The organism is Pelagibius sp., assembly GCF_028289705.1.
Classification (GTDB): Bacteria; Pseudomonadota; Alphaproteobacteria; order Kiloniellales; family Kiloniellaceae; genus Pelagibius.
Map to the genome: position 1 here is coordinate 23,776 of NZ_JANQOI010000035.1, position 26,399 is coordinate 50,174.

At 65.6% G+C, this 26,399-nt stretch carries 23 protein-coding genes and 2 pseudogenes; 9 read left to right on the forward strand and 16 right to left on the reverse strand.

The features are described from left to right. Positions 1 to 167 precede the first annotated feature (167 nt). The 3 genes from Q0996_RS04625 to Q0996_RS04635 are packed head-to-tail and all read right to left on the reverse strand — an operon-like array spanning position 168 to position 3,486. Entirely contained in the window at positions 168 to 1,634 is a 1,467-nt protein-coding gene (locus Q0996_RS04625; protein ID WP_299616522.1) for a hypothetical protein, read from the reverse strand. Continuing rightward, on the reverse strand, positions 1,631 to 2,557 hold the full coding sequence (locus tag Q0996_RS04630; protein WP_299616524.1) for a dihydrodipicolinate synthase family protein: 927 nt from the start codon (positions 2,555 to 2,557) through the stop codon (positions 1,631 to 1,633). The genes Q0996_RS04625 and Q0996_RS04630 overlap by 4 nt, the downstream gene beginning before the upstream one ends. After that, entirely contained in the window at positions 2,557 to 3,486 is a 930-nt protein-coding gene (locus Q0996_RS04635; protein ID WP_299616525.1) for an aldose 1-epimerase, read from the reverse strand. Before Q0996_RS04635 ends, Q0996_RS04630 begins: the two co-directional genes overlap by 1 nt. 401 nt (positions 3,487 to 3,887) lie before the next feature. Between Q0996_RS04635 and Q0996_RS04640 the strand changes: the two genes are divergently transcribed. Then, the gene (locus tag Q0996_RS04640; RefSeq protein WP_299616527.1) at positions 3,888 to 5,507 is read left to right on the forward strand and encodes an NAD(P)/FAD-dependent oxidoreductase; all 1,620 of its coding nucleotides are present in this window, start codon (positions 3,888 to 3,890) and stop codon (positions 5,505 to 5,507) included. Between the two features lie 166 nt (positions 5,508 to 5,673). Further along, positions 5,674 to 6,549 carry an SMP-30/gluconolactonase/LRE family protein gene (locus Q0996_RS04645; protein WP_299616529.1) on the forward strand — a complete coding sequence of 292 codons (876 nt, stop codon included), beginning with the start codon at positions 5,674 to 5,676 and terminating at the stop codon, positions 6,547 to 6,549. 4 nt (positions 6,550 to 6,553) lie between these two features. Here the strand turns inward: Q0996_RS04645 and Q0996_RS04650 are convergent, their stop codons facing one another. The 4 genes and pseudogenes from Q0996_RS04650 to Q0996_RS04665 form a co-directional block, all read right to left on the reverse strand. After that, entirely contained in the window at positions 6,554 to 7,045 is a 492-nt protein-coding gene (locus tag Q0996_RS04650) for an NAD-binding protein (RefSeq protein ID WP_299616562.1), read from the reverse strand. Further along, positions 7,019 to 7,519, reverse strand: a pseudogene (locus Q0996_RS04655) (NAD(P)-dependent oxidoreductase); the annotation flags it as partial. The gene Q0996_RS04650 and the pseudogene Q0996_RS04655, both read right to left, overlap by 27 nt. Before the next feature lie 69 nt (positions 7,520 to 7,588). Then, positions 7,589 to 8,434: a fumarylacetoacetate hydrolase family protein gene (locus Q0996_RS04660; protein ID WP_299616531.1), complete on the reverse strand. Its 846-nt coding sequence runs from the start codon at positions 8,432 to 8,434 to the stop codon at positions 7,589 to 7,591. Between the two features lie 34 nt (positions 8,435 to 8,468). After that, the gene (locus tag Q0996_RS04665) at positions 8,469 to 9,410 is read right to left on the reverse strand and encodes a 2-hydroxyacid dehydrogenase (RefSeq protein WP_299616533.1); all 942 of its coding nucleotides are present in this window, start codon (positions 9,408 to 9,410) and stop codon (positions 8,469 to 8,471) included. Positions 9,411 to 9,659: 249 nt separating this feature from the next. On the opposite strand from Q0996_RS04665, the gene denD reads away from it, so the two are divergent. Genes denD through Q0996_RS04680 form a run of 3 tightly spaced genes read left to right on the forward strand, consistent with a single transcriptional unit; the run spans position 9,660 to position 12,253 of the window. Next, complete coding sequence (gene denD / locus Q0996_RS04670; RefSeq protein WP_299616535.1) at positions 9,660 to 10,640, forward strand: D-erythronate dehydrogenase; 981 nt, start codon at positions 9,660 to 9,662, stop codon at positions 10,638 to 10,640. After that, a complete protein-coding gene (locus tag Q0996_RS04675; protein WP_299616537.1) occupies positions 10,637 to 11,596 on the forward strand; it encodes a 2-dehydro-3-deoxygalactonokinase in 960 nt (319 codons plus the stop codon). The genes denD and Q0996_RS04675 overlap by 4 nt, the downstream gene beginning before the upstream one ends. Before the next feature lie 18 nt (positions 11,597 to 11,614). Continuing rightward, on the forward strand, positions 11,615 to 12,253 hold the full coding sequence (locus tag Q0996_RS04680; RefSeq protein ID WP_299616539.1) for a 2-dehydro-3-deoxy-6-phosphogalactonate aldolase: 639 nt from the start codon (positions 11,615 to 11,617) through the stop codon (positions 12,251 to 12,253). Between the two features lie 19 nt (positions 12,254 to 12,272). On the opposite strand, the gene Q0996_RS04685 is transcribed toward Q0996_RS04680, so the two are convergent. Together Q0996_RS04685 and Q0996_RS04690 are read right to left on the reverse strand one after the other, a co-directional pair. Continuing rightward, positions 12,273 to 12,929, reverse strand: coding sequence for a ParA family protein (locus Q0996_RS04685; protein WP_299616541.1), 657 nt, complete (start codon positions 12,927 to 12,929; stop codon positions 12,273 to 12,275). A 75-nt stretch (positions 12,930 to 13,004) separates the two neighbouring features. After that, positions 13,005 to 14,597 (reverse strand): CYTH and CHAD domain-containing protein, encoded by a 1,593-nt coding sequence (locus tag Q0996_RS04690; RefSeq protein WP_299616543.1) that lies wholly within the window; start codon positions 14,595 to 14,597, stop codon positions 13,005 to 13,007. Between the two features lie 353 nt (positions 14,598 to 14,950). Here Q0996_RS04690 and Q0996_RS04695 point away from each other — a divergent pair, with 353 nt between their 5' ends. From Q0996_RS04695 to Q0996_RS04705, 3 genes are all read left to right on the forward strand, one after another. After that, positions 14,951 to 15,460 (forward strand): histidine phosphatase family protein, encoded by a 510-nt coding sequence (locus Q0996_RS04695; protein ID WP_299616545.1) that lies wholly within the window; start codon positions 14,951 to 14,953, stop codon positions 15,458 to 15,460. A gap of 148 nt (positions 15,461 to 15,608) precedes the next feature. Then, positions 15,609 to 17,375, forward strand: a complete 1,767-nt coding sequence (locus Q0996_RS04700) for an IlvD/Edd family dehydratase (protein WP_299616564.1) — start codon at positions 15,609 to 15,611, stop codon at positions 17,373 to 17,375. A gap of 61 nt (positions 17,376 to 17,436) precedes the next feature. After that, entirely contained in the window at positions 17,437 to 18,177 is a 741-nt protein-coding gene (locus Q0996_RS04705; protein WP_299616546.1) for an SDR family oxidoreductase, read from the forward strand. Positions 18,178 to 18,354: 177 nt separating this feature from the next. Here Q0996_RS04705 and Q0996_RS04710 read toward each other — a convergent pair whose 3' ends face one another. Next, positions 18,355 to 19,296: a homocysteine S-methyltransferase family protein gene (locus Q0996_RS04710; RefSeq protein WP_299616548.1), complete on the reverse strand. Its 942-nt coding sequence runs from the start codon at positions 19,294 to 19,296 to the stop codon at positions 18,355 to 18,357. 77 nt (positions 19,297 to 19,373) lie between these two features. Here Q0996_RS04710 and Q0996_RS04715 point away from each other — a divergent pair, with 77 nt between their 5' ends. Next, positions 19,374 to 20,039 (forward strand): LysE family transporter, encoded by a 666-nt coding sequence (locus Q0996_RS04715; protein WP_299616550.1) that lies wholly within the window; start codon positions 19,374 to 19,376, stop codon positions 20,037 to 20,039. 43 nt (positions 20,040 to 20,082) lie between these two features. Here Q0996_RS04715 and Q0996_RS04720 read toward each other — a convergent pair whose 3' ends face one another. From Q0996_RS04720 to Q0996_RS04745, 6 genes and pseudogenes are all read right to left on the reverse strand, one after another. Then, positions 20,083 to 20,457, reverse strand: a complete 375-nt coding sequence (locus tag Q0996_RS04720) for a response regulator (RefSeq protein ID WP_299616552.1) — start codon at positions 20,455 to 20,457, stop codon at positions 20,083 to 20,085. A 6-nt stretch (positions 20,458 to 20,463) separates the two neighbouring features. Then, positions 20,464 to 22,407 carry a PAS domain-containing sensor histidine kinase gene (locus tag Q0996_RS04725; protein ID WP_299616553.1) on the reverse strand — a complete coding sequence of 648 codons (1,944 nt, stop codon included), beginning with the start codon at positions 22,405 to 22,407 and terminating at the stop codon, positions 20,464 to 20,466. 331 nt (positions 22,408 to 22,738) lie between these two features. After that, a complete protein-coding gene (locus Q0996_RS04730; protein WP_299616555.1) occupies positions 22,739 to 23,131 on the reverse strand; it encodes a hypothetical protein in 393 nt (130 codons plus the stop codon). Positions 23,132 to 23,216: 85 nt separating this feature from the next. After that, positions 23,217 to 24,824, reverse strand: a complete 1,608-nt coding sequence (locus Q0996_RS04735; RefSeq protein ID WP_299616556.1) for a methyl-accepting chemotaxis protein — start codon at positions 24,822 to 24,824, stop codon at positions 23,217 to 23,219. Positions 24,825 to 25,166: 342 nt separating this feature from the next. Next, positions 25,167 to 25,910 (reverse strand): response regulator transcription factor, encoded by a 744-nt coding sequence (locus Q0996_RS04740; protein ID WP_299616558.1) that lies wholly within the window; start codon positions 25,908 to 25,910, stop codon positions 25,167 to 25,169. Positions 25,911 to 26,176: 266 nt separating this feature from the next. Beyond that, positions 26,177 to 26,399: pseudogene (locus Q0996_RS04745) on the reverse strand (EamA/RhaT family transporter); the annotation flags it as partial.

Genomic DNA, 26,399 nt, shown 5'->3' on the forward strand with positions numbered 1-26,399 from the left:
CGAGAATGCGGGCACCGGCAGGTTGTCTCACGGTTGGTCTCAGCCTTTGAGTGTACCGCAGTTTGCTGATCCAGCGAGGCCTCATGTCAGCGCCCCTGCCGCGTGACTGAGCCATAGAACCAAAGGAGCAGGGCGCGGATCGTTGCAAGGCCTAGTGTTGCCCGGTTTTACCAGATGCCCGTCAAGGCGGCGTAGATCAGCGTCAGCACGGCCATGGTCACCAGGGTGTAGGGCAGGTTCCACTTCCAGGCCAGTTCGATCCCGCTGTAGCCGCTGGCCCGGGACAGCATCAGCGTGCCGGAAGCGAAGGGCGCCCCGGTGGTGCAGATGGCCGTGCCCGCCGCAATCGCCAGGGCTGCCAGAGTTACGTCTGCCGGCAAGTTCTCCAGTTCGGCGACGAGGCTGCCGAGGAAGACGGCCGTGGTGATGGGGCTGAGGGCGACCTGTCCACCGAGCCAGATGAAGGCGCTGAGCCCGGACAGAAACAGCCAGGCCGGCATCTCGGCGAAGGAGAGGGCGGCCGCCAACTGCTCGGCCGGAACCAGCCGCGCCGCCACCGTTCCGATAAAGCCGGCCGCCGCCAGCGAGACCGCCTCGCGGATGAACGACGGCAGGCCCCGGCTGGTCACGCCGGCGAGGCGACTGAATGTCGCGCCTAAGCGTGCTGACAGGGGCTTTTGCTGCTGCTGGGCGAAAACCCAGACCGTCAGCACCAGAGGCGCGGCCAGCATGACGCCGGAGACCAGCGAAACCGATCCCCAGGCCGCGAAGCCGAGGGAGAGGCCACAGAGCAGGGCCGAGACCCAGCCCAGACGCCCGAAGGCCGAACGGGGCAGAACCGCTTCCCGGCGTTCCGGAAGGCGGCCGGCCCTGCGCAAGCGCCGGCGCAGCGGCCACCAGTGCACCATGTCTTCGACCCAGCTCACCAACAGCATGATCAGCGCGACGATCAGGCCGATGACGATCAGGCGCCCGGCCTCGATGCCCGGGATCAAGGTCGGCAGGACAGCCTGGGTGACGGCGGTTGGCGCCCAGATCAGGAACCAGGCAAAGCCGCGCAGCAGGGCCGTCAGTTGGCGCCGTTCGCGGACCAGATCGATGTCGTCCAGCGGCGCACCGGCGGGCCGTTCGCCACGCACGCCGCGCTGGATGATGGGGGCGAGCAGGGAGAGTGCGCCCAGGTTGATCAGTGCCGAGAAGAAATGGCTGCCGAGGAAGACGGCGAGAAAGCGCCGCTGCGGTGGCTGCCGGGTAATGTAGGCGCCGCAGTCGCGCACCGCAGGCGAAGTGATGCCGCCTTCGCGCAAGAGGCCCATGAGCAGAATGAACGACGACAGAAAGGCGGCTCGCTCGAGGCCGAGCAGCAGGGTCTCGCCGGGCTCCGGCAGGCGGTACCACGCCAGGAGCAAGAGCAGCAGCGACAGGCCGAGAAGATAGGCTTCGCGCAGCCGCAGGCGGGCGAAGCCGACCAGCGGCATGGCCAGGACCAGGAGCTTGCTGGCCGTTTCGGCAAAGCTGCCGGGCACGAAGAGCGACAGCAGTTCGCAGCCCATCAGGACCAGCAGCAACGGGCCCAGGACCGGTGCGGCTGGCGGTGCGTCTTCCTTCGCGGCAGGCCTTTCGCCGTCGGTCATCCCGGCGCCAGCCGGCCCAGCGCCTCGGCATAGCGCCGCGCGCAGGCCAGGCCGAAGTCGCTCGGCTGCAGGGCCGGGGCGCGGTCGTGGACGGCAATGCCCAGACGCAGGGCGGCAATGCGCTTGCCGTAGCACAGCAGCGTCTCGATGGACTGCATGACAAAGGTGATGGCCGGCAGGATCTCCCGATAGAGCGCCTCCGCGGCCGCTTCGTCTTCAGGGTCGCCGCTGCGCATCAGCTCGAAGATGCGGATCTGACGGTCGAAGCAGTCCGGCGCCGGGATCATCCCGGCACAGCCGGCGCGCAGATTGTCCGGCAGCTCCAGCCCGCCACGCCCGTTGAAGACCGTCAGCCGGCCCTCGGTCTCTTCGATCATGCGCCGGATGGTCAGCGCCGGGCCTTCGCCCTTCAGCAGGCAGATGTTGGGGTGCTGGCGGTTCAACTCGAAGAGGCCCGCCGCCGAAAGGCCGATTCCGATATAGTCCGGCGCGTTCTGGATGGCGATGGGCCGGTCGACCTTCTCGGCGACGGCCCCGAAGAAGCGGACGTATTCCATCTCCGGCAGGCCCTTGACCGGCGGCGGCTGCAGGATCAGCCAGTCGGCCCCGGCATCGCGGGCCGCTCGCGCCATCTCCACCTGCTGGGCGACGGAGTTGCCGAAGATCGTCAGCGCCACCGGGCAGCGGCCGGCGACGTCGCTGCAGACCCAGTCCATCACCTGGCGGCGTTCCGCTTCACTCAGCTTGGAAACCTCGGTGGCAAGCCCGAGGGCAGCGATGCCATGGGTGCCCTGCGCCAGACAGGCCTCCACCTGGCGCGCCATGGCCGCGCGGTCCAGCGCGCCGCGCGCGTCGAAGAAGGCGTAGAGCATGGGATAGATCCCATGAAAGCGCGCCGCACCGTCGCGTTGCGGTTCTGTCATCAGGCCTGCTCCAGATGGGGCGTGTAGAGCGCTTTCGCCGCCAGGCGTTCGCCCGGCGCAAGGGTTCTGAGGCCGGTATCGCGGCGCCCCTGCGCTGCCAGGTTGACGGCATCGGTCATGGCGGAGACCGGCTCCACGCAAAAGAAATCCTCCCCGGGTGGCGTGAAGACCACCAGGAAGCTCAGCACCGCGTCCGCCTGCAGGGTCAGCCTGGCCCGCCGTTCCGGCCATTCGATCACGGCCCGGCCGGCGAAATCGGTGAAGCAGGCGTCGAGCGCGGTCCTGGCCGGTTCGACGCCACGGCTAGGGTCCTGGTCCGCGGGTGGGGAGACGCGCCTTGTCGGCATCACCTCCGCGTCGCTTTCCCACATCTGCCCGACGGCAGCGGAGAGGCGGCAGGCGGGGGTCCGCGGGAAGTAGGGGTGCAGGCCCAGGGAGACCGGCATGGCCCGCTCGCTGGTGTTGGTGACGGCGATCTCGATCAGCAGGTCGGTTTCGCTGAGTTCGAAACGCTGTTCGGCCCGGTAGGCGGCAGGCCAGGCATCGCCGGACCCTGCGTTGGGATGGTCGTAGGTCAGGGTCGCCGTGGCGGCGGTCTGTTCCGCGATCTGCCAGCGCCCTTGCCAGCCGTGGCCGTGGATGGCGTGGCGCTCGGGCGGGAAGTTGAGAGCCAGCTGGTAGGTCTCGCCTTCGAACGCAAACCGCCCCTCGCGGATGCGGTTGGAATAGGGAACCAGCGGAAAGCAGGCTGTGTCCGTCGGCGCAACGTCGGCCCCGGCCGGCGCCGGGCGCATCCAGTCGACCGGGCCGCCGTCGCGTTGCCAGCGAAAGGCGGTGATGCACCCGCCGGCCGGCGAGAGCTCCAGTTCGGCATGGCCGGCGCGTAAGGTCAGGCGGCCGTCCCTGCCAGCCTCAGTACCGTCCTGCATGGCTTCGATCCCCGTGCCCCAGTTTCAAGCGGCGGCCAGATCCAAGGGGGGCCGGCGCCCGGCCGACTTTCACCGACCGACCGCACTTTGTCGCAGGAGGAACAGGCGGGCAAGACCGAGCCGCCTGTGGGTTTGGCGTGACCCTTTCGGGTTAGCCCGGGATTGCAGTCTTCCAAATCGCGCTCCTCGGCTATTGCTGCTGCACGGCGACGCTTCCGGACACCTGGATTTGCGGTTTCAAGCTGCGTAAGCTGAAGACGCGGCGTTCGGGGGTTCGCCACCTTTGTTCGATGAGAGACGGCCCGTGATGACGGCGTGGCGGTCTTTCGTACGGGCAAGGCCGATCCACCGGGGAGACCGCCGCGGCGATGACGGCGGCCCTGACCAAAAGGGGGCATGAGATGCCGACGCCAGCATCCGCTGCGGGTTCCGCTTCAAATCCTGTCTACGACTGTATCGTTCTCGGTGCCGGGATCAGCGGCGTGACCGCAGCCCGTGACCTTCAGCAGGCGGGTTTCAAGGTGCTGCTGCTGGAAGGCTCCGACCGCATCGGCGGACGCATGCGTTCAGTGCGCGACTTCGTCAAGAAAAGCGGTACGCCCGTGCCGGTGGAAGGCGGGGCCGAGTACATCCACATCGCCGAGCAGTACCGCTACCGGGAGTTCTGGCAGGAGGTGCGCAAGCACGGCTTTACGACCTCGCCGTTCCACAAATGCGGCATGGGCTTCCTCAAGATTCCCCGCAACCGCATGTACTTCAGCCCCTGGAAGCGCACCAAGATGCTGGCCGAGGTGATCATCCAGCCGGAGTTCTGGGACCTTCCCAAGGCGATGAAGGAGATTCAGGACTTCGATGCCGAGACCAAGGCGGACATGACCGCCGAGACCTTCATCAAGCGCTACCATCAGAGAAACAACCTCTCGCCCCGCGCCCTCGATCTTCTGAAGTACACGCTCTCGGCCCACACGCCCGGGCCGCTGAACGAGATCTCCGTCGCCGGCCTGAAGACCGACGCCATCATGGACCAATTGATGGAGCGCAAGGAACTGCGGATGGAGCACGACGACGTCAAGCCCTTCAGCCTTTGCGGCTTCGACAGCCTGCCGCGCGCGATTGCCGAGGAGTTCCGCAAGGCCGGCGGCAAGCTTGAGAAAAGCCGGGCCGGGTCCACCAACCGCAAGGTGGCGCGGGTCGAGCGCCAGTCCGACGGTACGGTCAAGGTCACCACCACCGGCGGTGCCACCTTCGTTGGCCGCACGGCCATCTGCACCTTTTCCGCCGGCATGCTGAACCCCGACGACGGCGAGGGGGATGCGATCTTCGGGCGGCTGCTGACGGCGCGCAAGCGCGAGGCCTTGGGCCTGGTGCGCATGGGGGCGATCACCAAGTTCGCCCTGCAGTTTAAGAAGAGGATCTGGGTCGACGACGGCGGCGAGTCCGCCGGGCATATGTCGGTGCTGAGCAATCCGCAGGGCAAGTCCCGAACGTTCTTCTCCTCCTTTCCCAAGGAACACAAGGGCCCGCACGTGCTGACCGGCCTGCTGATGAACCAGGACCACGACCAGATCGCCGAGATGGACGATACGGCGGCGGTGAAGCATGTGTTCACGGCCATCGGACAGATCTACGGGCGGCACAACCGCCCCTGGACCCAGGAGTCGGTGCTGGTCGGCAAGAAGCGGCGTGGCCAGCCCTTCCAACCCAATTACCTGCGTGCGGACTGGTCCAAGGATTGCTTCGCCAAGGGCGGCAACTCCTATCTCGCCCACGCGCCCCGGCGCCCCGGGCGCATGCTGGCCAAGGAGGCGCGCGAGGCGCTGAAGGACCCGCGGCAAACGCTGCCGCTGTTCTGGGCCGGGGAGGCGGTGGCACCGGCCTACGACCGCGACTACCAGCCGCTGGCCGTGCACGGCGCTTATATCTCCGGACGCCGCGTCGCCGAGGACGTACACCACTTCTTGAAAGAAGTAAGCGGCGATACCGCCCGCTTCGGACGCTACTACAAACAGAAGTATCTCTAGAGTCTGTTTGAAACGGACGGTACCGCTGCGACTTGAGTCGCACGCGTTTCAACAAAAGAGTTGAACTGAAGGCATCGGCCCGCGCAGAGTTCTCCTCGGGTAACCGCATTCAAAGGCCGCCAGTCCGTCAGCTTCGGACGTTGGGGGCGCGACGGAGAAGGACGGAATGCCGGAGGTCAATTGCCTGTGGCCCGCTGCGGCGACGCTGGGGGAGGGCCCTGTCTGGTGCGCGCGCGAGGGCTGCCTCTACTGGGTGGACATCAAGGCGCCGGCGCTGCATCGCTACCGCGTTTCAGACGGCGACACCACCTCCTGGGTGATGCCGGAACGTGTCGGCTGGGTCATCGAACGGGCCAACGGCGAGGGCTTCGTGGCCGGATTCAAGAACCGCGGTTTTGTGTTCCTGACGCCGGGTAGTATGGCGGTCGAGGCGATCGGCCAGCCGGAGCCGGACTATCCCGATAACCGCTTCAACGACGCCAAGGCGGATTCCGCCGGGCGGATCTGGGCCGGCACCATGGACGACGCGGAACGCGAGGCCAGCGGCAACCTCTACCGCCTCGACCCCGATCTCGACTGGCAGCGGGTCGACAAGGGCTATGTGGTGAGCAACGGGCCGGCGCTCAGCCCCGATGAGCGCGTGCTCTATCACACCGATACCTTCGAGGGGACGATCTACGCCTTCGACGTCTCCGCCGACGGCAGGCTGACGGGCAAGCGTGTCTTCGCCAAGATCCCCGAAGGCGACGGCTATCCCGACGGCATGACCTGCGATGCCGAGGGCGGGCTCTGGGTGGCCCACTGGGCCGGCTGGCGTATCAGCCGTTTTCTGCCCGATGGCACCTTGGACCGGGTGATCGAAATGCCGGTGGGGCTGGTGACAAGCTGCGCCTTCGGCGGCGAGAACCTCGACCGGCTATTCGTCACCTCGGCCTCTATCGGCCTGAGCCAGGAAGACCTGGAAGAACAGCCGCTGGCCGGCGGGCTCTTCGAGGTGGCAGCCGGCGCCACCGGTCTGCCCCCCGGCCAGTTCGGCGGCTAGATCTCTATTTCTTCTTGGGCTTTTTCCTGGCCTTTGCCTTCGCCTTCTTCGGCTTCTTGTCCAGATCGATGCCGTTGAAGTTGGCGACGGCGTCGGCGAGCATCGGCATGTGCTTGTCGCCGCGGCCCATGGCCAGCGCCATGGTGTAGCTCTGCTGCACCGCCGAGGAGAGCACCGTGGTGAGCTGCGCGGCATCGGCCATCTGGTTGAAATAGCCGATGTCCTTGCGGCAGTTGGCCAGGGTGAACTCATGCGCCTTGGGATCGCGGCCGATGATCCACTTGCACATGTTCTGGAAGAAGATGCTGTTCATGCCGCCGGCGGAGACCACCTCGTGCAGCTTCTCCAGCGGCACGCCGGTCTTGGCCGCGGCGGTGAAAGCCTCGGCGAAGGTGGCGGCATAGCTGAGGGAAATGAAGTTGTTGATCAGCTTGATCTTGTGGCCGGCGCCTAGCGGGCCGACGTGAATGATGTTCTCGGCCCAGGTTTCCAGGATCGGGCGCACCTCCTCCAGGGTTTTCTTGTCGGCGCCGACGAAGGTGTTCAGCACGCCCAGTTCGGCCTCCTTGGGCGAGCGCCCCAGCGGCGCGTCGATGAGGCGCACGCCCAGCGGCTTCAGTTCCTCCGCCAGGGCCAGGGTCGAGTTGGGGTCGGCGGTGGAGCAGTCGACGATGATCAGCCCCTCATGGGCGCCGGCCTTGATGCCGTCGGCCCGGCGGATCAGGTCTTCGACCTGCAAGGAGGAGGTCACGCAGAGGAAGATCACATCGCTGTTGCGCGCCATCTCGGCGGGCGACTTGGCTTCCTTGGCGCCGCGCTTCACCAGGTCCTTCACCGGCTTCTTGTTGCGGTGGCCCATGACGGAAAGGGGATAGCCCTTTTCGACGATGTTCTTGGCCATGCCGTGGCCCATCAGCCCGACGCCGATGAAGCCGACCGCTTGCTTTGCAGTAGTCACGTGGGTGGTTCTCCCGTTCCTTGTTCGGTGGCGAGGATGCCCTTCGCTCTTTGACTGCTGGTGCTTTAGCTGCTGGCGACCCTAACTGCTGGCCACCACGTGCTGGCGCTGTTCGCCCAGGCCTTCGATGCCCAACTGCATGGCATCGCCCGGCTTCAGATAGGTCTGCGGCGTCTGCCCCATGCCGACGCCCGGCGGCGTGCCGGTGGTGATGATGTCGCCGCTCTGCAGCGACATGAAGCGGCTGACATAGCTGATCAGGAAGGCCACCGTGAACACCATGGTCTTGGTGTTGCCGTCCTGATAGCGGTGGCCGTTGACCTCCAGCCACAGCGGCAGGTTCTGCGGGTCCGGCACCTCATCGGTCGTCACCAGCCAGGGGCCGACCGGCCCAAAGGTGTCGGAGCTCTTGCCCTTCACCCACTGGCCCGTGCCCTCGAGCTGGAAGGCCCGTTCGGAGACGTCGTTGACGATGGTGTAGCCGGCCACATAGGACAGGGCGTCGGCCTCGTGGATATGCTGGCCCGGCTGGCCGATGATCACGCCGAGTTCGACCTCCCAGTCGGTCTTTTCGGAGCCGCGGGGGATGATCACGTTGTCGTTGGGTCCGCAGATGCAGGAGGTCGCCTTCATGAAAATGACCGGCTCCCTCGGCACGTCGACCCCGGATTCCTTCGCGTGGTCGGCGTAGTTCAGGCCGATGGCGATGAACTTGCCGGCGTTGCCGACGCAGGGACCCAGGCGCGGAGTCCCCTGCACCTCCGGCAGGCTCTCCAGATCCAGCGCCCTCAGCTTATCCAGGCTCTCCGGAACCAGGGCCGGGCCGTTCACGTCGTCGATCTGACCAGAGAGATCGCGGATCACGCCCCTGCGGTCCATCGCCCCCGGCTTTTCCTGCCCCGGGGCTCCATAGCGCAACAGCTTCATACCTCATTCTCCCTTTGATTTGTCCGGCCGGACTTCATTGCACCGCTGTCAGAGCCGGCTTGCCGGCGAAGTGCGCCCGCAGGTTCTGGACCACGAGATCGCCCATGGCGTGGCGGGTTTCCACGGTGGCGCTGGCGGCATGGGGCTGCAGCACCACCTGATCCATCGACAGCAGAGGTTCGGGGACCTGCGGTTCCTCGAGGAAGACGTCCAGGCCGGCGCCGCCGAGCCGACCTTCCTGAAGGGCCAGCACCAGTTCCGCTTCGTCGACCACGGTTCCGCGGGCCACGTTGATCAACACGCCTTCGGGCCCGAGGGCGTCCATCACCTGGCGATTGACCAGGTTGCGGGTCGCCTCGCCGCCGGGACAGATCGCCACCAGGTAGTCGCTGTCCCGCGCCATCTCCACCAGGTCGCCATAGTAGCGATGGGGCACATCGTCCTGCGGGCTGCGCCCGTGATAGAGGATCTCCACACCGAAGACCGAAGCCTTGGCCGCGATGTCCTTGCCGATCCGTCCGAGGCCCAGGATGCCGACGCGCTTGCCCCGGATCCCGCGGGTCAGCGGCATTTCGCCGTGCTGCGGCCACTTTCCGGCGCGCACGTAGCGGTCGCCGACACAAATCCGGCGGGAGGTCGCCAGCAACAATGCGATCGCCATATTGGCGACGTCGTCGTTCAGCACCTCGGGCGTGTTGGTGACGATGACGCCGCGTTTTGCGGCATGGGCCAGGTCGATGGAATCGACCCCGACCCCATAGCAACTGATGATCTCCGCCTTCGGCAGGGCGTCCATGAGTGCCGCCGTGGCGCCGATGTTGCCGCTGGTGGCGATGGCGCGCACCCGCTCGCCGACATCGGCCAGCAGGGCGTCGGGATCGGCGGTCTCCCACAACCTGTGCACCGTGAAATCTTCGTCCAGCGCTGCCATGACATGCGGCATCATCGGGCCGACCAAAACAAGCTCCGGCTTCACTCTGCTCTCCGTACTTCTCGGTTGCCTGGGGTGAAAGGGCGCCGCGCTCGGGCGGCTTTCCAACGACGGACTGTCGCCCCACCTCGGCGGGACATGCATGATCAATAGCAAACCTTCTGTCCAGCGCCAAGTTGGCTCGTCCGTCGACTGTCCCCTGCGCCGTCTTGTTCGCGCATTGCGCAAGCCCGGTCCAGAGGCCACAATCTGCGCCCGCGCGAGGCGGCCGCAGCAGAACGGGGAGGAGTGGTTGTGAAAGTTGTCATCACCGGAGGGGCAGGCTTCATCGGGCTGCGTTTGGGCGCCGAGTTGCTGCAACGCGGCAGCCTGACGGCGCCGAACGGAGCGCAGGAAGCCATTGACTCTCTTCTGCTGTTCGACGTCAACGCGCCGGCGGTTCGCCCGGATTGGGCCGACGAGCGGGTTGTCTTTCAGACCGGTGATATCTCAGACGCCGCCACCGTCTCCGCGCTGATCGATAGGGATGACATCTCTGTTTTCCATCTTGCATCGGTGGTCAGCGGCGGCGGCGAACGCGACTTCGACCTGGCCATGCGGGTCAACCTGCACGGCGGCCTCAACGTCTTCGAGGCCTGCCGGGCCAGGGCCGGCCTGCCGCGCGTCGTCTTTGCCAGTTCCATCGCCGTCTTCGGCGGCGCTTCCATGCCGGGCGTGGTCGGCGACACGGTGAAGCAGACCCCGCAGACCACCTACGGCATCACCAAGTCGATCTGCGAGCTGCTGGTCAACGACTACAGCAGAAAGGGCTTCTTCGACGGCCGCTCGGCGCGTCTGCCGACGGTGATCGTGCGCCCGGGCAAACCGAACCAGGCGGCCTCCAGCTTCGTCTCCGGTCTGTTCCGCGAGCCACTGAACGGTGAGGTCTGCAGCATTCCGGTGGCGCCGGAGACGCCCATGCCCCTGCTCGGCTATCGCTCCATCGTCGGCGGCTTCATCGCCCTGCACGAGGCCGAGGGCGCGGCGCTGGGCGATGATCGCGCCGTCAGCCTGCCGAGCTTCACCGTCACGGTCGCGGAGATGATCGAGGCCCTGAAGCGCGTGGCCGGCGAGCGGCCCCTGGGAGAGATCGTCTTCGAGCGCGACCCCTTCATCGAGGAGATCTGCGCCGGCTGGCCCAAGGACGCCGCCCATGACCGGGCGACGGCCCTCGGCCTGCCCAAGGACGCCAGCCTGGATGCCATCGTCGAGGATTACATCGAGGATTATCTTTGAGCGCTGACGCCGCCCCGCGCCCCGTCATCGCGGTGGACTGGGGCACCTCGTCATTTCGCGCCTATGCCCTGGGCCCTGCCGGCGAGGTCCAGGCGCAGAAGAGCTCGCCGCGGGGAATCCTGCGGGTGGAGCCCGGCGGCTTTCCGGCCGCGCTTCACGAGGAAATCGGTGGCTGGCTGGCCGACAGGCCCCGGGCCCTGGTGATGATGAGCGGCATGATCGGCAGCCGCCAGGGCTGGCGGGAGGTGCCCTATCGGTCCTGCCCCTGCGATCTCACCGGTCTGGCGGAGGGGCTGACCCGCATCGACTGGGCCGAGGGATCGGACTCGGACGCGGAGGTCTGGATCGCCCCCGGGCTGAGCGACCGGATGGAGAGCGCGTCGCCCGATGTGATGCGCGGCGAGGAGGTCCAGGTCTTCGGCGCATTGGGAGAGCTTTCCGGGGACAGCGCCTTGGTCTGCCTGCCCGGCACCCACAGCAAGTGGGCGACTGTCGGCGCCGGCACGGTCCGCGGCTTTGCCACCTACATGACCGGAGAGGTCTACGACCTGCTGCAGGCGCATTCGATCCTGGGGCGCCTGATGACGCCGGACGGGGTTGCGGCGGACGACTGGTTTGCCGAGGGGGTGCGCCAGGGCGCGTCGGACCGGGCCCTGCTGCACCTGCTGTTCTCGGTGCGCAGCCGGGTTTTGAGTGGCGAGATGCCGCAAGAGGGCGCCCGCGCCTACCTCTCCGGCCTCTTGATCGGCAAGGAGGTTGCCGCGGCACTGCGCTCGGCGGACGAGGACGTGGCGGACGAGGGCGTAGCGGAGGTGGTGCTGATCGGGGCGGCGGGTCTCGTCGGGCTCTATGAGGCCGCGCTGGCGCAACAGGGCCGCTCCGTCCGGGTGATCGGCGGCGACGTGGTCGCCCAGGGCCTCTTCCAGCTCGCCCGGCGGCTGCAGGATCAGGCATAGAGGAAGGGGACTTCGGCGGTGAACGATTTCGCTTACTGGTTGGACGAAATGCCCCTGGTGGCGATTCTGCGCGGCGTCAAGCCGGAGGAGGTGGTGGCCATCGGCGAAGCGTTGCTGGCGGAGGGGATCGGCATCATCGAAGTGCCGCTGAACTCGCCACGGCCCTTCGACAGCATCGCCGCCCTGGCGGAGGCCTGCGGCGACAAAGCGCTGGTCGGCGCCGGAACCGTTCTGAACCCGGGGGACGTGGATAACGTGGCGGCGGTCGGCGGCCGGCTGATCGTCACCCCCAACGCCGGCCAGGCGGTCGTCGCCGCCGCCAAGGCGCGGGGCATGGTGGCGGTCCCCGGCTTCGCCACGCCGACCGAAGGGCTCGCCATGATCGAGGCCGGGGCGGATGCGGTGAAGCTGTTCCCGGCGGAGGCCAACCCGCCGCCGGTCGTAAAGGCCATGCGTGCGGTCTTTCCGCCGGCATTGCCGGTCTTTGCCGTGGGCTCCATCACGCCGCAGAAGATCGGCGGCTACTGGGCGGCGGGCACCCGCGGCTTCGGCCTCGGCGGCAGCCTCTACAAGCCCGGCGACGACGCCGAGGCGGTGGCGGCCAGGGTCCCGGGCTTCCGCGAAGCGGTCGAGCAGGCGCGGTCGCAAACCTCTTGAGCAGTTTCAATCGGTTTGATTACTCGCCGACGGCGAAGTTGCTGATGCTGGGGTCGGCGTTTTCGATGTAGCGCAGCAGCGGCGCCCAGTCGTCGCGCAGGTCTTCGTACTGCTTGGCCGGCAGATCGAAGATGCTGAGGCCCTGGCTGGCAACCTCGGTATAGATGGTGCGATGGCGCAGGCGCCCGACGCCGGTGAAGCCGACCCCCAGCATGAAGCGGTCGAGATGCGCGGCCGAACGCGTGCCCAGTTGCACCCGGTTGCGCACTACGGCGACGGCGGTCTTGCTTTTGCGGATCGGCTTGAGGTCGTCCAGCTTTTTCAGGAAGGCCCGGCTGACGCCGACATCGAAGCCTGAGGGCAGCACCGGGACAACGATCACATCCGCCTGGCGCAGCAACTCGTCGATCTTGCCCAGCTTCATGGCCGCCGGCGAGTCGATGATCAGACGGTCGACGGGTCCCGGCAGGTCCTTCGGCCCCTGGCGCCAGTCCTGGGCCATGATCGGCGCCGCTTCGTCGGGGCGCTGGCGGAGCCAACGCAGGGAACTGCGCTGCCTGTCGGCATCCGCCAGCGCGGTCCGCAGGCCGGCGCCGGCAAAGGCGGAGGCCAGGTGCGTGGCGATGGTGGTTTTACCGCAGCCACCCTTCGGATTGGCGACGAGAACGGTGATCATGCGCTGAAGTGTACCCCAACTGCAGGAGTCGGCTCGACAGCTTTCCGAGGGACTCTCCGCCAAGGAGGCGCCGGATCACTTGCCGCTGCGGTTCCAGAACGGCTTGGTCTTGGCGAAGGCCTTCCAGTTCCGGCACATCTCGGGCTCGAACTGGGTGACGGCATGGGCGTACCAGCCGATCACCTTGCCCACCGAGCGGTCGAGGCCGGCCGGGCGCCGCCGTCCTTTCTGCGGCTTGGCAAGCTCCGCCAGGAGGGTCTCGGCCACGGCCACATCGTTCAGATGGCCCAGACTCTCCTGCAGCCCGCGCATCGCCTTGATGTAGGGCCGCGCGGCCTTTGCCGGATAGAGATCCGAAAAGAATTCAGTGGTATAGCGCAGCTTCTTCATGGCGATGCGCACCTTGTGGCGGTCCTCCACCGGAAGCCGCGCGAAGTGCTTGCCGCGCTTCAGGGTCTTGCCGTGGCGCCGGCTCAACAGCTTGTTGGCCAGGGTGAGCAGCGGCTGGTCCAGCCAGACCGCCTGGGCCGGCGTCAGCGCCGCGCAATGCCAGCCGCGGTCTTCCAGCCAGCCGCCGAGTTGCAGCAGGAAGCGCGTGTAGCGCGGCTCGCTCAGAGCCTCGCGGACCTGCACGTAGGCGGCGGCGCGGCGCTCCTCGGCGGCCTGGCGCAGGACGCCCAGGTCCTTGTCGTCGGGCCGCTCGGCCTCCACGGGCGCCAGCAGGTCGGCCAGAAAGACGTCCCAGTCCCGCGCCGGGCCGAGGGCGCCTAGGGCCCAGCGAGCTTCGCCGTTCAGCCAGGTGGCATGCTCTTCCGGCAGCAGCTCGGAAAACACCGAGATCGCGGAGCGGAAACGCCGCAGGCCGACACGCATCTGGTGCACGCCCTCGGGATCGCTGCCGTCGAGGGCGGCCGCTTCGTTCGCGGTCCAATGAAGCAGGCAGGTTTCCAGCACCGCCGTCAGGGCGTCGTCGACGCTCATCTGCGGCTTCAGGGCCAGGGGTTTGGCGCGATGCCAGGCCGGCCGACGGCCGGTGGCCAGAGCATAGCCGCGCGCCGACTTGCTGCGGGTCTCGAGTTGCGTCGGCGCGATGTCCTGCAGCGAGAGGGCAAGGTCGAAGAGCGCCCGCGGCGCGCCCTGGACCAGCTCCAGTTCGATCTCCGAGAGCGGCTGAACCACGCCGGCTGCCTCGATCTCGCCCCGGTCGAAGGCCGCCTCGATCATCTTCAGCCGCCCCAGGGAATCGGTACCGTTGACCTGCTGCACCTCGCGATGGACCCGGGTGGTGAAGACCGGCCGCAACTCCCCGGGCAGGATGAGCCCCAGGGCGGCGCGGATATCCGGATCGCCGATCACGTCGAGCCGCGGCTCGAGGGATGGTACGGGCCCTTCCCATTCGCCCCGGCTGAACAGCCCGGCAGCCTCGGTATCGCCGGTTTTGACAGTTTGTATGAAGCGGGTGCCGTCGCGGCGGATGCGGAACGCCAGGCCGCGCTTGCGCAGACGCAGGTCCGCGGTGTCGTAGTAGACGTTCTCCAGTTCCTTGACCTTGGGTGCCGCGCCGTCGGCCCCGCGGAGTTGTGGCGCCTGCCACAGCCGCTCAAGGGTTTCCGGATCTGCTCTGAGTTTCAGTTCGACTTCGGTTCCCATCGAAGGATCGGCCGCCATCGGTAGTGTCGCCCTTCCTGTGTACCATTGCATGACCGGGCTGGCGCAAGCGGAGACCGTGGTTCTTGGTTCTATGGGAAGACCACTGGGTTGTTTGCGGGGCGCTCAACGACTCTGCGAACCCTGCGCTTTCTTGCTTTCTCGGCTTACCGTGTTATGGATGCCAGCCCTTGATTGATTTCGGCAACGCTGCAACACCCAGCATAGTTGCAGCGCCTCCGTTTCGTTTTTATGAAACTATACAATTGCGGAAATTCATCCACCGGTGCAAGTGGAAATGCCTGCGAAGGCAAAGACCAGGCGCCGCTTCTTAAGTGTGTTGCATCCGAGCGGTGTCAACCGAAGGTGACCAAATGCCACACCTGATTCTGCTGCGGCACGCCAAGTCGAGTTGGGACCGCCCTCAGTTGGACGATTTCGACAGGCCCCTGGCGCCCCGCGGCGAGCGGGCCGCGCCCCTCGTGGGCCGTTGGATCGCCCGGAAGACGTGGCGCCCGACCCTGGTGCTCTGTTCCACTGCCCGGCGCGCCCGGGAAACCCTGGCGCTGGTGGCGGCGGAACTGCCGGAAGCGCCGCAGGTCCGCTACCTGAAGACGCTCTATCTGGCTTCGCCCAGCCGCATAGTGGCGCTGCTGCAGCGCCAGCCGGCGCAGACCGCCAGCATCATGGTGGTGGGTCACAATCCCGGGATGGAAAACCTCTCCCTGCACCTGACAGCCGGCGAGTCCTCGGCGGCCTCGCAGTCGATGGCGGAGAAGTTTCCGACGGCGGCCTTGGCCCACTTCAAGGTGCCGTCATGGCAGGCGCTGGGTCAGGAAGGGGCCACCTTGAAGCACTTCATCCGCCCGCGCGATTTGGAATAGCGGGAGGTCCCGGCGTATCGGCGCAGAGGTTCGCCGGAGCGCCTGCGTTCGGCGGTTGAGCCGCAAAGACGATGCAGCGCGGGCGGCAGGCTGCTAGCTTTATGCCAAGGAAGATTCAGGAGGACCCTGCCCCGTGAAGATCGCAAAAATGGACCGGCGCCTGCGCAGCCAGAGCTGGTTCGATAACCGGGATAACGCGAGCATGACCGCGCTCTACCTGGAGCGCTATCTCAACTTCGGCATCACCAAGGAAGAGCTGACCGGCGGCAGGCCGATCATCGGTATCGCCCAGACCGGCAGCGACCTGTCACCCTGCAACCGCATCCACGTGGACCTGGCGCGGCGCATGCGCGACGGCATTCGCGATGCCGGCGGCGTGGCCTTCGAGTTTCCGGTCCACCCGATTCAGGAGACCGGACGCCGGCCGACGGCGGCCCTGGACCGCAACCTGGCCTACCTCGGGCTGGTGGAGATCCTGCATGGCTATCCTCTGGACGGGGTCATCCTGACCACCGGTTGCGACAAGACCACGCCGGCCTGTCTGATGGCCGCCGCGACGGTGGACATGCCGGCCATCGCCATGAACGGCGGGCCGATGCTGAACGGCTGGTGGAACGGACGGCGCGTGGGCTCCGGCACCATCGTCTGGGAGGCGCGCAAGCGCCTCGCCGCCGGCGAGATCGACTTCGACGGCTTCATCTCCCTGGTGGCGGCCTCCACGCCCAGCGCCGGGCATTGCAACACCATGGGCACTGCCTCCTCGATGAATTCCCTGGCCGAGACCCTGGGCATGATGCTGCCGGGGGCGGCGGCGATTCCCGCGCCTTACCGCGAGCGCGGCCACATGGCCTACGAAACCGGCAAGCGCATCGTGGAGATGGTCTGGGAGGAGCTCACGCCCTCCAAGATCATGACCCGCGATGCGTTTCTGAACGCCATCGCCGTCAACTCGGCGATCGGCGGCTCCACCAACTGCCCGCCCCACATCACCGCCATCGCTCGCCACATGGGCGTGGAGTTGCACATCGAGGACTGGCAGACCCATGGCCACGACATCCCGCTGCTGGTGAACCTGCAGCCCGCCGGGGAATATCTGGCGGAGGACTACTACCGCGCCGGCGGCGTGCCGGCGGTGATCGGCGAGCTTATCCGCGCCGGCAAGATCAATAGGGACGCCATGACGGCGGCCGGCAAGACCATCGGCGAACTGCACAGCGACCGGGTCGCCAGCGACCCGGAGGTCATCCGCCCCTACGACAAGCCCCTGATGGAAGAGGCGGGCTTCGTGGTGCTTTCCGGCAACCTCTTCGATGCGGCGATCATGAAGACCTCGGTGATCAGCCCGGAGTTCCGCCAGCGCTATCTCTCGACGCCGGGCCAGGAGAACGCCTTCGAGGGGCGGGCCATCGTCTTCGAGGGGCCGGAGGACTATCACGACCGCATCAACGACCCGGCGCTGGCCATCGACGAAACCTGCCTGCTGGTGATCCGCGGGGCGGGACCCATCGGCTATCCCGGCTCGGCGGAGGTGGTGAACATGCAGCCGCCGGACGCCCTCATCAAGGACGGGGTGCTGGAACTCCCGACCATCGGCGACGGCCGCCAGAGCGGTACCTCCGGCAGCCCCTCGATCCTCAACGCCTCGCCGGAATCGGCGGCCCGCTCGGGCCTGTCCATTCTGCAGACCGGCGACCGCCTGCGGGTCGACCTCAACGAGCGGCGGGTCGATATCCTGATCGACGAGGCCGAGATGGCCGCCAGGTGGGAGGCCTATGAACCGCCGGCCCTGGAGCACCAGACGCCCTGGCAGGAGATCTACCGCGGCATGGTCGGACAGCTCTCCACCGGCGGCTGTCTTGAGCCGGCGGTGCAGTATCATCAGGTGGTGAAATCCCTGCCGCGGGATTCGCACTAATCGTATTGGCTCAGGTCCGCGCCGCAGGGCGCGCTGTCAATGGAAGAGGGGAGAAGCGACCATGGGGGATCGCCTGGCAGGGAAGACCGCGCTGGTCACGGCGGCGGCGCAGGGTATCGGACGGGCCATCGCGCTGGCCTTTGCAGCGGAAGGCGCGAAGGTCATGGCCGCCGACATCAATGTCGACGCTCTGGAGGCGCTGAACGGCAGCAGCGGTATTGCGGTGCATCGCCTCGACGTCACCGATACCCAGGCCATTCACAGCCTGGCCGCCGAACTGCCGCCGCTGGACGTGCTCTGCAATGTGGCGGGCTTCGTGCACAACGGCACCATCCTGGACTGTCCGGAGGAAGACTGGGACTTCTCCTTCGACCTCAACGTGAAGTCCATGTACCGCATGATCTCCGCCTTCCTGCCGGCGATGCTGGATGCCGGCGGCGGCTCGATCATCAACATGGCCTCGGTGGCGTCCTCCCAACGCGGCCTGCCCAAGCGCTGCGTCTACGGCGCCAGCAAGGCGGCGGTCATCGGCCTCACCAAGTCGGTGGCGGCGGACTTCATCAAGCAGGGGCTGCGCTGCAACTGCATCTGCCCGGGCACCATCGAGTCCCCCTCCCTGGAGGACCGCATCGCCGCCTTCGACAACCCCGAGGAGGCGCGCAAGGCCTTCATCGCCCGCCAGCCCATCGGCCGTCTCGGCACCGCCGAAGAGGTGGCGGCCATGGCGGTCTATCTGGCCAGCGACGAGTCCGCCTATACCACGGGCACCGCAATGGTCGTCGACGGCGGCGTCACGCTTTAACAGGCTGCTGAAAAAGCAAGTTGGGTGATTGACCTCGTGCTTCGAGACGGTCGCTGCGCGACCTCCTCAGCATGAGGTCAATCAGTCCAATGCACTGAACCTCACCCTGAGGAGCGGTTCGCAGAACCGCGTCTCGAAGGGTGTCGTGCTTCCTACAGACACTCTTTGAACAGCCTGCTAACCGCCCAGGAAGCGGTCGCGGGCGCGCACGGCGGCCTTGATGTGCTCCACGGTGAGGCCGCAGCAGGCGCCGACGATCCGGGTGCCTTGCTCCAGCCAGTCCAGGAAGAACCCTTCCATGCGCTGGGGGTCGATGACGTCGACGAAGCGCCAGTCCGGCATTTCGAAGTAGCCGCTGTCCGGGTATGCCATGAGGGCGCCGCCGAAGCTTTTGCGGGTTTCGGCCTGGGCCGCGGCGATGAGATCGGCGCCCGAGTGCATGCAGCCGGCGGCATCGACGCCGGCGCCCGGCAGCAGGTCGGTCACGGCGCTGAGCGGCAACTCTTCGCGATGATAGAAGCTGATGACCTCGCCGTCGTCGCCGCGCCGGGCGCTGAGGCCGAACCAGATCGGCAGGCCGGTCGCCTGGGCCGCCTCCAGGGCGAGCCTTGCGCGGACTGGGTGGTACATCATCTCCAGGATGATCAGCTCGGCGCCGGCGTCCTTCAGGATGCCGGCCAGTTCGTGGAAGGCCTCCGACATCTCGGCGTCGCTGGGCAAGGCGCTGAGGTCGGTCTTGGAAGAGCCTTCGGTGATCGGGGCCATGTGGGACAGGGAGCCGGCGACCACCACGTCGCGCCCCTCCGGCGCGCTGTCGCGGGCGCGCAGGGCCGCTTCCACCGCGCGCCGGTTGATCTCCGCCACCCGGTCGCCGTAGCCGGCCGGCGACAGCATCAGCCGCGAGGAGGCGAAGGTATTGGCGGTGATCACCTCGGCGCCGACGGCGATGTAATCGCGGTGGATCGCGCTGAGGATCTCGTCGTTCTCCAGGGTCGCCACGCCGCACCAGGCAGCCGGGTCCATGTCGACGCCGCGGCGCTGCAATTCGGTGCCGGTGGCGCCGTCCAGGATCACCACGGCGCCGTCTTCGAGGCGTCTTTTCAGTTTGGCGTAGGACATCGTTGCTTTTCCGGGACCTCCCCAATCCTTGTTCGTTCGTCTATCCTCTTGCGGCTGCCATCATGGAGTGCGAGCCCTTGCCTGACATCTCTTTTTCTAGCGTATTCGCCGGTTCAATCGAGCACCTCTATGCCGCTGCCTTCATTGCCGGGGTCTGGACTGTCACGGTGCTGAGCCCGGGCCCGAACCTGCTGGCGACCCTCCATGCGACGGCACGCGGGGGCGCGCGGGCCGGGGTGACCACGGCGGCGGGCATCGGCCTGGGCACCGCGATCTGGGCGGGTCTCAGCCTCGCCGGCCTGGCGGTGCTGTTCGAGACCGTCGCCTGGGCCTACACCGCGGTGAAGCTGGTCGGCGCCGCCTACCTGATCGTCGTCGGCCTGAAGCTTCTCCTGCAGCGCGGTGCGACAGCGCCGATAGTGCCGGGCGGTGCGCCCGCCCAGGGCCACCTGCGCCGCGCCTTTCTCTTCGGCCTGGCCACGGACCTCTCCAATCCCAAGGCGGCGGCCTTCTTCGCCTCGCTCTTCGCGGTCTCGATCCCCGCCGGCGCCCCTCTGGCCTTCCAGGCGGGCATCTGCGCCTTGGTGGTGGGCATCGCCGCCGGCTGGTATGCCCTGGCGGCGGTGATCTTCGCTCGGCCGCGGGTTGCTGCCGCCTATGGCCGTGCGCGGCGCTGGATCGAGCGGGTCACCGGCGCGCTCTTCGTCGCCGCCGGCCTGCGCCTCGCCGCCGACCGCCCGTGAACGCAAGGGGGCCGGAACCGATTCGACGCAGGTCGAAAATGCTCTAACCGGTCGAATTCAAGGAATCCCGCACCAGGACCAGGATCTGTTTCGGGCCGAAGGGCTTGGGCAGGGCATGGGTGGCGCCCAGCACTCTTGCGTGTTGAAGCGGCACCTTTTCCGCGAGGCTGCCCCCGCCGGAGATGGCGATAATCGGCAGATCGGGGTCGAGCTTTCGCAGGGCTGCAATAGTCTCGATCCCTTCCATCTGGGGCATGATGATATCGGAGATCACGAGATCCACCGCTTCGTCGCGCGCCGCAGCCATTCCCACAGAGCCGTTCTCGGCTTCCATGACTTCGTGGCCTTCGGATTCGAGAATGCGGGCGAGGGTGTAGCGTGAGAGGCTGTCGTCGTCGATGATCAGTATCCTTGCCATCCGCGTTCACCTCCCAGCGCCGGGGTTCTCGTCGGCCGCCCGCGGCAGATAGACGGAGAACCGGGTGCCTTGGCCCACTTCGCTGGCAACGGTGATCGTCCCGTTGTGGCCCCTGACGATGCCATAGGCGACTGTAAGCCCCAGGCCGTGGCCTTTGTTGGCTGGCTTGGTGGTGAAGAACGGCTCGAAGATCCGCTCGATCGTGGCCTGATCCATGCCGCGGCCGGTGTCGGTTACATCGATCCGGAAATAGGGTCCGGGTTCCAGATTGGCGAGCTTTCCGGTATCGAGCTCAACGGCGGAAATCCCGATCCGGAGGACGCCGCCCGACTGGATCATCGCATCGCTGGCGTTGGTCGCCAGGTTCACGATGACCTGTCGAATCTGCGTCGCATCCACAAAAACGAAGCCGGTGGCATCGTCCAGTTGCTCGATCATCTCGATGGTGCTCGGCAGACCGGCCCGAAGGAATCTGATCGCGTCATGCACGATCTCCGCGATGTCCGCAGGGCGACGATCGGGGGGGTCTTGACGGCTGAAGGTGAGAAGCTGGCGCACCAGATCCTGGGCGTGATAGGCGGCATCAAGAACCTTGTGGAGGTTGGTGCGTTCTTTGGACTCTTTCGGCAGAAGCGGCGCGGTCAGCTCGGTCAATCCGATGATCGGAAGGAGAGCGTTGTTGAAGTCGTGGGCGATGCCGCCGACGAGGTTGCCGAGCGCATCGATCTTCTGGGCCTGATAAACCTGTTGCTGCAATGCCATCTGAGCCTTTTCGGCCTCCTTTCGTTCCGTCAAGTCTCTGTTCACGCCAATCCTGGCGATCAGTTCACCGCTTACGTCGTACAGCGGCAGCACATGGGTCTCGCAGACGCCTTGGCTGCCGTCCTTGCGGACGAAGTTGATCTCGCCGCGCCATTCGCCGGTGCGATTGACTCCCTCGACGATCTCCAACCGCAATTCCTCCGCTTCAGCCGGATGATGGAGAATGGATGGCGTGTTGTGCAGAACTTCTTGCCTGGTGTAGCCGAACATGTGTTTCGCTGCCGGATTCCAATCGCTGATTCGCCCTTCGAGGTCGGTGACAATGATCCCGTCGGACATTTGCTCGAAGATCAGCGCCTGACGGCGCAATGCCTCGATGGTGGCCTTGCGTTCCGAGTTGTCGCGCATCACCCCGACGAAGAGCTGGGTTTCGCCGTACAACACTTCGCCCACCGACAGCTCGACCGGAAACAGGGTGCCGTCCTGTCGCAGGGCGGTGACTTCGCGGCCAGTTCCGATGATCCTGGCCTCACCGCCCTCGCGGTAGCGGCGCAGATAGGCATCATGGTCCCGCGAGAAGGGCGGCCCCATGAGAACGCTCACGTTCTGCCCGATCAGGTCGACTGCTCTGTAGCCGAACATGCGGCAGCATGACGGATTGCAATCGCGCACTATGCCGTAAGCGTCGGTGATGATCAGCGCATCCACCACCGTGTCGAACACCGCGCGAAGCTGTGCTTCGCTGCCGCTCAGCGCGTCTCTCGGTTCGCCTCTTGCGCCGGCCGCCGACGCGGGAGCCTGCTTCACACCGGCCGCGGCCCGATTCCCCTGAGGGACACCCGGTTTCAAGGCGCTTTGCGACCGGGGTTGAACGGTCCGTTCCGTCTTGGCGTGTAACAGCAACGAGGCAGTGAGCCAAATCGCCAGGATGGCGAACCCGCGGTTGGTCAGGGCGGCCCAATCTTCGGCCGGCGGGGGGCCGTAAAAGTAGCCCGCCGCCGCCAGCAACGAACAAAGGGCGGCGATGGCGATCAGACAGAGGACGCTATTGAGCCACCAACAGAGCAGCACGACGCCGACATAGGGAATGCCGACAGCCACACCGAGCGGCATCGAAATGTCGGCAAACAGGGCTGCGGCTGCAGCAGCAGCCACCACGACGAATGACCACGACCTCATCCGCTGCATCGCGGTAACCGCAGGCGCGAGATCAAAAGAGGTCCGTTCTCTCCGCTGGAGACGAGTCGGCATTGCCTTGAGGCTGCAACCTCGGTGCTATTTTGGGTGTCGCAGAAAGCTGCGTCAGGTCGGTCGACAAGGGTGATAATAGAAGTTGAAATAAGCCGTGTCATTAAACTAAAGGGGGATCAACTCTTAGCACTGCTGAACGCATAGCGTGCTCCCGGTGCAACAGTCGCCGTAACCGTTCCCCAAAGCCTGCAAGGCCATCGGCCTGTCCGGAAGGCGCTGTCCTGTGGGACAGGGAAATCTCCGGTTAGGCGCTTGCGGCCGCTGAGCCTCATGATCCGGGCGGTCGCTCGGCGCAGATCAATTCGTGGCAGAGGCGCAGAACCTCGGCGCAGTTCTTCAACTGCATGTGGAGGTTTGCGATCTCAGCGGGATCCGCGATCGTCCTGGAGGTGATCGACTTGAGATCGGCCAGCGTTTCCTCGATGAGAAGGCAGGCAACGCGGTATTGCGCGTCGCCGCCGTTTGCGTTCATGCACCCCAGAGTCCACTCGAGGGTTCGGATCGTTTCGCGCTGCATGGCGAAAGCGAGCTCCAGCTCGCTGTCGCCAGTACCGGAGGCCGCATTGATGCGGTCCTCGCCGACGGGGAAAGCGACAACATTTGTCGTGCCGCAGGCTGGCTTGCCGGGCGCGGCTGCGCCCGGACCCATCGTGATTTTCATTTCTGCCTCGCTGGACTTCGGTTCGGGCTGCCTTTGCCAAGGGGCCAAGCGCAGGGCAAGCTTGCCTGGCCCCTTGCGCATGGGCTCAGAGCGCGCGCACCTCAACGAGAAAACCGTCGACCTGGTCTTTCAAGGTCGTCATCTGCTTCGCCAACTCGCCCGCGGATTCGAGCACCTGGCTTGCCGACTGACCTGTCTCGGAAGCGGCCTGGCTGAGCCCCGAGACGTTGTTGGTCACCTCGCCGGTGCCGGCTGAGGCCTGCTGGACGTTGCGGGCAATCTCCGCCGTCGCCGCCGTTTGTTCCTCGATCGCCGCGGAAACACTGGTGGCGATTTCGTTCATGTCCTGGATCGTCTTGTCGATCTCCTGGATCGCCTTGACCGCGTCGTTGCTGACCGACTGGATCGAGGAGATCTGGGCGGCGATTTCGCCGGTCGCCTTGCCGGTTTCGGTCGCGAGGCTCTTGACCTCGTTGGCAACCACGGCAAAGCCCTTGCCCGCATCGCCGGCGCGCGCCGCCTCAATGGTGGCGTTGAGGGCCAGCAGGTTGGTCTGCTCGGCGATGTCGTTGATCAGATCGACGACCTTTCCGATCTTGTTGACGGCCTCGGCCAAGCCCTTGATGGTCTCGTCGGTGCGTTTGGCCTCGGTGCTTGCCTTGCTGGCGATCTCGGCCGAATTGGCGACCCGGTCGCTGATCTCCTTGATCGAGGCGGACAGCTCCTCGGCCGCGGAAGCCACGGTCTCGACGTTGGTCGAAGCCTGCTGGGCGGCTGCTGCGACACTGTTGGCCTGACTGTTGGACTCGTCGGCCACGCTGGACATGGATTCGGCGGTGGACCGCAATTCGGTCGTGGCCGAAGATGCGAGCTCGACCACGCTCTTGACGTTGTTCTCGAAGTTGTTTGCCAGTTTCACCTGGCCGGTGATCACGCTCCAGCAAACCATCGGGCCGAGATACTCGCCGCTTTTGTCCGTCACGGCGCTGACGTTGAGGGAGAGTGTTTCCTCGCCCAATTCGATCTTTGCATTGTGCGGCAGGTTTTTCGGGTTGGCCAAGATGCTGCGTTGATGCGTTGGGTTCTTGTGGAAGACATCGATGCACTGGCCCATCAGGGCGTCGACCTGGCAGGGCAGGAGGTGCTCGATAGACTGGAGTGTCTTCCGGCTGGTCGCATTGACATAGTTCAACTTGAACTCCACCGGATCGCACATCATGACGTTGATTGGCATGTTGTCGACCATTTGCAGCAGACGGTGTGCTTCGGCGTCGGCCTTGACCTTCTCCGTGATGACGCTCCAGGTCACCATGGGGAAAATGTAGGTGCCGTCGCTGTCGTAGACGGCGGTGACCAGCAGGTCGAGGATTTCGCCGCCGATCTCGATGTTGGCCTGGTGCGGCAGGTTCTTCGGATTGGAGAGCAGGCTGCGCTGGTGGGCCGCATTCTTGTGAAACACGTCGATGCAGGTGCCGACCAGTTGGTCGGCCTTGATGTCGAGCACGTGCTCTAGCTGCTTGAGCGCCTGGAGCGTTGCCTTGTTGGCGTAAATGATCTGAAAGTTCGCCAGATCGCAGACCATTACGTTAATGGGCATGTTCTCGACCATCTGCCGTAAGGCTTCGCAGTCGATGGCGGCTTCGCCGGTTGATGGCTTGTTGGCCTTCTTGGATTTTGCCAGGAACTTGACCATTGATTTGGCTCCAGGATTCTGTGTTAGCGGCGGGCGCTGTTCCGATCGTCTCAGTAGGCCCGAGGGACGATTTGATTTCCGAAGTATTTTTCAGAAGATCTGTTTGTGGTTTAGATAAAAATGGTTGTTTAACCCTAAATTATTTGCACGTAATTATAGTAGTTAATATAATTATCAGTGAATACTCTAATGGCGTTAAATAACGATCATAATTGCTAGCTATCTGGTAAAATTGATAGGTGCCGCTTTCGATTGTCCGGTGCAGCCACGCGCAAGGTGTCCGGCGCTTGGCGCACGCATCCGGCGTCGATTTACGAAAGGGGGCGGGGTGCGAGACCGCGCTCAACGCTCCCGCCAGCCGAACTTCAGGGCCCTGGTTACGACCTGCGTTCGGTTGGATGCGTCGAGCTTCTGGCAGAGTCTGCGCACGTGGAAGGCCGCCGTGGCTTCGGATATCTCCAGATCGCGGGCGATTTCCTTGTTCGAGAAGCCCTTGGTCAGAAGCGCCAGAACCTCGGCCTCCCGGGGCGATATCCGGTTCAATGGATTTCCCGCTTCCCAAGACGCTATCGGATGGCGGTGTCTGGCATCTTCCTCGGATGTTCCGCCCTTGGGGAGCGACCCGGGTATAAACCGGGAGGGTACGTAGGTCTCTCCGGTAAGCACGAGTTCGAGCGCCTTGATGACGGCGGGGGCCGACATCTGCTTGGGCACGAACCCGGCCGCGCCGAGCTCGAGGGCGCGTGAAACCACCTCGTGATCGCCAAAGCCCGAGAAGATCACCACGGGAAGGTCCGGGAAGCGCTGCTGAATTCGTATAAGGCCATCGAGGCCGTTCATGCCCTGCATCTTCATGTCCAGAAGCACAAGGTCGATCGGGCCGTGTCTGCCGATCCACTCGAGCGCCTCGTCGAGGGTTTCTGCCTGTTGGACGAACGCGTTGGGATTGTGGGCCTTCAGGTATTCGGCGAAGGTATCGGAAACCAGCCTATGGTCGTCGGCAATAAGAACGCGCACGTCGTAAACCCCCCTTGGGATTGGCCGCGCCTGATGCACCAATCCAGAGGACAAAGTTTGATCCTGCATTGATAGGAATCAAACCACTTCGTTGAATGGAAATCGGGGCGGTTCGCCAGGTTTTCGAGATCGTGGACCGGCAAGCGGTGCTCCCGCAGCGCGCGATCGTCCCGTGTGTCGGGCCCGCGATCCGGAGAATACTCTCAAGGCCAATCGACGTTGCGAGATGGCCGGTTGTCGTTTCCGGGCCGTCTGCCGGACGAGCGCCCGGGCTGTTACCGACCGGGCTGTTACCGACCGGGCTGTTACCGATTCGACGAAAGTCGAAAAGAAACCTAGACCGCCACCGCCTTCACCTTGCGTTCGCGGTAGAGCAGGTAGAGGCCGCTCATCAGCACCACGGCGGCACCGACGATGGTCCAGACGTCGGGCAGATCGCCGAACACCAGGAAGCCCAGCAGCACCATGGGCACGATCTGGGTGTAGTTGAAGGGCGCCAGGACCGGCGCCGGCGCCAGGCGGTGCGCCGATATCAACAGCCAGTGCCCGATGCCGCCG